Annotated in this window: 3 protein-coding genes; all 3 read left to right on the top strand. The window is 57.2% G+C overall.

The features are described 5' to 3' along the window. On the top strand, positions 1 to 1,620 hold a 1,620-nt coding region (locus QZ184_RS10340), incomplete at its 5' end, for an ATP-binding cassette domain-containing protein (RefSeq protein WP_296419479.1). Positions 1,621 to 1,655: 35 nt separating this feature from the next. Further along, positions 1,656 to 3,053 carry an HlyD family type I secretion periplasmic adaptor subunit gene (locus QZ184_RS10335; RefSeq protein WP_296419476.1) on the top strand — a complete coding sequence of 466 codons (1,398 nt, stop codon included), beginning with the start codon at positions 1,656 to 1,658 and terminating at the stop codon, positions 3,051 to 3,053. Between the two features lie 191 nt (positions 3,054 to 3,244). After that, positions 3,245 to 4,505: DUF5801 repeats-in-toxin domain-containing protein (locus QZ184_RS10330; protein ID WP_296419474.1), on the top strand; the 1,261-nt coding region annotated here is incomplete at its 3' end.

The following is a 4,505-nucleotide window of genomic DNA, read 5'->3' as shown; positions in this document are numbered from 1 at the left end:
GTGCCCTTTTACATCCGGGCTGTTTACAACATTGTGATTCCCAGTGAAAACCTCTTCACGGGAGCCTGGCTGTTCCTTGGCGTCTTGTTGTTGTTTGGTCTGGATTGGACCTTGCGTCAATGGAGAAGCAGTCAGTTGGCGCAGCTGGCGGCACGCCTTGATGCCTTATTGGGCGTGAAGCTGATTGAGAAGACGATCGGACTGGACTCCAACCAGACTGAAACCTTAGGGACTCGCAGCTACCGCAATCGGCAGCGCAATCTCGATGCGCTATTGGTCTATTTGCAAGGACCGCTTGCCCTGGCCCTGCTGGACTTTCCCTTTGTCCTGCTCTATCTGGCTGCGATTGCACTGATCGCAGGCCCCTTGGTCTTGATCCCCTTGGTCTTGATGGGCATCACCGCCATCTTGGTCCTGGTGATGTCTCGTTATTACGGCGTCGCTGCTGATCTCAGCCTCTCCAGTGAAATCGGAATTGCTCAGGCGCAGCAGGAGTTGGTGAGCCGCTTTTTGGAGGTGAAGCAATCCAGTTTGGAGTGGGTCTGGCTGCAGCGTTTGCGTGGTCTCTCGGCTCAGAGCACCAGTAGCGCACTGACGATCAACCGCCAATTGGGGCGCCTGCAGGTGGTTGTCAGTACCGCATCTCAGCTGGCCGGGGTGTTGACTCTGGCGTTTGGCGTTTGGCTCGCTTCGAACAGCGAAGAGGGTGCCGCTGCCATGGGCACTCTGATTGCCGCAATGTTCTTCGTCTGGAGGGTCTTTACACCCTTCCAGCAGTTGATGAACGCGATGTTGCGTTTGAGTTCGATGCGCAAGCAGTTCGCTCAACTGGATCAGTTTTTCAAGCTTCGTCAATCCACCCGGATGGCGGCTGAATCACCGCATCATCGGCTCTATGGCTCGGTCCTCTTGGATTCCGGCACCTGTCGATTGGGTCGTGACAGCAGTTTGGCTTTGACGCGGGTCTCCCTCTCGGTGGAACCCGGCCAAATCCTGGCTCTGACGGGGAAAGCCGGTTGCGGCAAAAGTGCGGTGTTGCGGGTGATTGATCAGCTGTATCCGCTCTCCAATGGCTCATTGCTCTTTGACGGTGTCGACTATCGCCAGTTCAGTCCTGATCTGATTCAAAGCAACATCGCTTTCGTGATGGAGCGCTCAGAGCTGCTGCCTGGGACGGTGCTCTCCAACCTGATGGCGATGAATCCTGACGTGACGCCACCCCACGTGCGCTCGATTTGCGAACGCATCGGGATCTTGGACTATCTGGAATCATTGCCTGACGGGCTCGACACCTCCCTGGATGAGGCATTTGTTTATCAGCTGCCCCATGGGGTATTGCGTTTGTTCTCCCTGGCGCAGGCCCTGATTAAAGACACCCCAATCCTGTTGATCGACGACCTCAGTCAGGGGTTATCTCCGGATCAATTCCAAATCTTTCTCGAGGCCCTTCCCTCTTTTCGGGTGTCGTTCTTCAGCGGCCACCCGCGCAGTGTTGTCATCGCCACCGACAACCGCTTGTTACTTGAGAAGGTCGATCAGCTCTGCATTCTCGACAAAGGGGTGACCACCTTCCAGGGCACTCCCGAGGAGTTACGCCAACGGCTTCAAAACAGGCCCTAGATCCAATCCACCGTTCACCATTTTCTCTTCATGCCATGACTTCCTCCTCTGTCAACGCCAACCCTGAGCCAAGCAAGGATGAGGGCGCATCCTCCCCCCCCTCTGCCGGCTGGTTCGCCAAGCTTCCTGGTTTGGATCAATCCGACGTGGCGGCGTTGGTTGGACATCAGCGCTTATCCCAGGCCCTTGATCTCGAGCAAAAGCCGGACAACCGTCACCTGCGCTTGTCCTTGTACTTCCTCGGTGGTGCAGCAGCTTTGTTTGTCCCCTGGGCGGCCCTGACTCCGTTGACTCAGGTCGTTCAGGCTTCCGGTGAGGTCGTGCCAGAGGGTGCGGTGAATGTGGTCCAGCACCTAGAGGGAGGGATTGTCTCCAAGGTGGATGTCCGCGATGGCCAGGAGGTCAAAGAGGGAGAGGTGTTGCTGGAGCTCAGCCCCAAGTTGGTGGGCAGCGAATATGACGCAGCTGAGCAGAAGCTCAAGAACCTGTTGCTGCAGCAAAAGCAACTGCAGGCGGCGATTCGTGGTGACGCAACCCTCTCAGTTGGCGATCTCCAGGGGATAGAGCAGGGCAACAAGGTCAGTGCTGCCCAGCAACAGCTCTTGACCAGCCGCCTTGCCAATCGAGCTGATCAGCTGGCCGCTGCTCGGGCCACGGTGCAGCAGAAGCAGGCGGAAGTCGAGGGGTTGAACGAGCAGATCAATCTCCAAACCCAGCAGGTTGCGATGTGGGCGTCGCTTCAGGAGTCCGGCGGGGCCTCACGGTTGCAGTTGCTCCATACCAAGACGCAGCTGGCGGAGATGAAGGGGGCGCGGAATGAAGCGCGCAAGGCCTTGAGCCAGGCCCAAGCCAACCTGAAGGGCGTGGAATCCGGCCTGCATTTCGAGAACAACTCACAAATTGCAGAGTTGGTGAGCGAAGAGGCTGTGGTGGCAGAAAACATCAAAAAAGTGCGCAACCAGCTCGAGCGCACCAAGGTCACGGCCCCGGTCAGTGGGGTGATCAGCGACCTGCGCTACAAGGCCCCGGGTGCTGTGGTGGGTCCAGGTGCTGTGGTTCTGCAGGTCGTTCCGACTGGCAGTAAGAAGTTGGTGGAGGTGCGGGTGCCATCCAAAGACATTGGCTTTGTGAAGGTGGGGCAGCGAGTGGACGTGAAGCTCCAGCCGTTTGATTCCACCATTTATGGATCTGTGCCCGGCAAGGTGCTGAGTTTGGCTGGAACCACGGTGCAAGATCCGGATACCCGTGCCTACTACTACCTGGCACGGGTGGAGCTGGACCGGCAGTTTGTGGATCAGCGCCGCAAGACATTTCCGATTCAAGCGGGGATGCCTCTGGTTGCGGATATCCAGGGGCAACGCCGCAGCGTTCTGCGTTATCTCTTCCAGCCGTTCACTCGGACGATGGATTCAGCACTACGGGAGAGTCGCTAAAGACCTCTCTTCTGCTTGTCTCGCTCGATCATCTTCCTTCAGATCCCGCCCTACATGCGGGATCTGGCAGTCCTCTTTTCATCTCCTTTAGATTCGCCTTGATTCTTAACCACCGGCGCTACTTCTTTCCCTTCCGGCGGCAACCGACGTCAATACCTTGGCAATAGATGTGCGCTTCGGCGTAGGGATCGATGCCAGCAGAAGAAGGACTCGGTTTTGCTCTCAATCCCGGTGGCGATGCCCAGGCGGCAGAAACCGATCGGGACATGGCGGGCAACGTCCAGGACCGGAAGGTGCCCGATCCACACGGTGAGTTTGTTCTGCCAGGCGGGGCCGAGGCGTTTCAGAACATTCCCTACGAAGGGATTCCGGAAACGGTGGACCAGCCGCCACCGCCAGAGGTTGTGGCCAAGCCCACGATCCCTGGTCCGCAGTATGCACCGCAGGGCAGCAGTGGGGGCATCCCGTTGTTCCTCACGACCACCACTGAGGAGTCCCAACCGGCATTAGTCCCGCAGCAGCCGCCTGGTCAGCCACCGACGGGGGTTGCAGCGACACCGTTTCAGCCTTTAGCTGCTGCAGCCGACGCGGTTGAGGCGGCTCCATCATCCGATCCTCCAGTTGATCCCAATCCGCCGACCATCGATGCTTCTGACTTGGGTGAAGCGCTGACGTTTGACGGCGGCTTAAGCGACGGCAATTTCGTCGGTGATCAGGGAGCTGGTGATACGAATGCCAGTCCAGTTGTTGCCAGTGTTGATTTTGCCGCCAACTTCACGATTACGGCGCCAGGACCTGGTGCTACACGAACAATTGTCTATGCGCTTGGATTGGATGGTGCGTACACGGAAGGATCACCATCTGGATTGACGAGTGGTGGAGTACCGATCCGTCTTTATGAGATAGGAGGTGTGATTACGGGTTCGACGTCATTGACGGAAGGTGGAGTGAATGCGGGTAATACGACATTCACGATTGAGATCAGTAGAAGCATCGGTCTGTTGACGCTGACCCAGTCGCAGCCGATCGACCATAGCCAGGCGGATATCTATGACGGAGCCTATATCGAGGACTTGGCTTTGTTGGCTAATGGCCAAGTGGAACTCCTGGTTAGTGTTACCGATGACTATGGATCGGGAATTGTTCGATCCGCTACGGCATCCATTGATTTAGGAGGGAATATCCAGTTTGGAGATGACGGACCAGCGATTACCGACATCAGTCAAGTGACCAGCGAGGCGGTGTTGTTGACGGATGACGGAGGTCTGAGCGGCGGGAATGCGGGAGGAGATACGAGTGATTCGACGGATTACAGCGGAGTGTTTGAGACGGCGGCCGGAACGGCCTACGGAGCGGATAGCGGAAGCAATGCGAGTGTGTCGTCGAGTGGATTTGATTTAGAGCTGCAAGTTGTAGAGGGAACGCAAGCGAAGGGAAGTATCAATGCGCCGT

The sequence above is a fragment of the Vulcanococcus sp. DEBay_Sum22DG08_74 genome, assembly GCF_017852955.1.
Classification (GTDB): Bacteria; Cyanobacteriota; Cyanobacteriia; order PCC-6307; family Cyanobiaceae; genus Vulcanococcus.
This window is presented reverse-complemented; position numbering and strand designations above follow the sequence as displayed.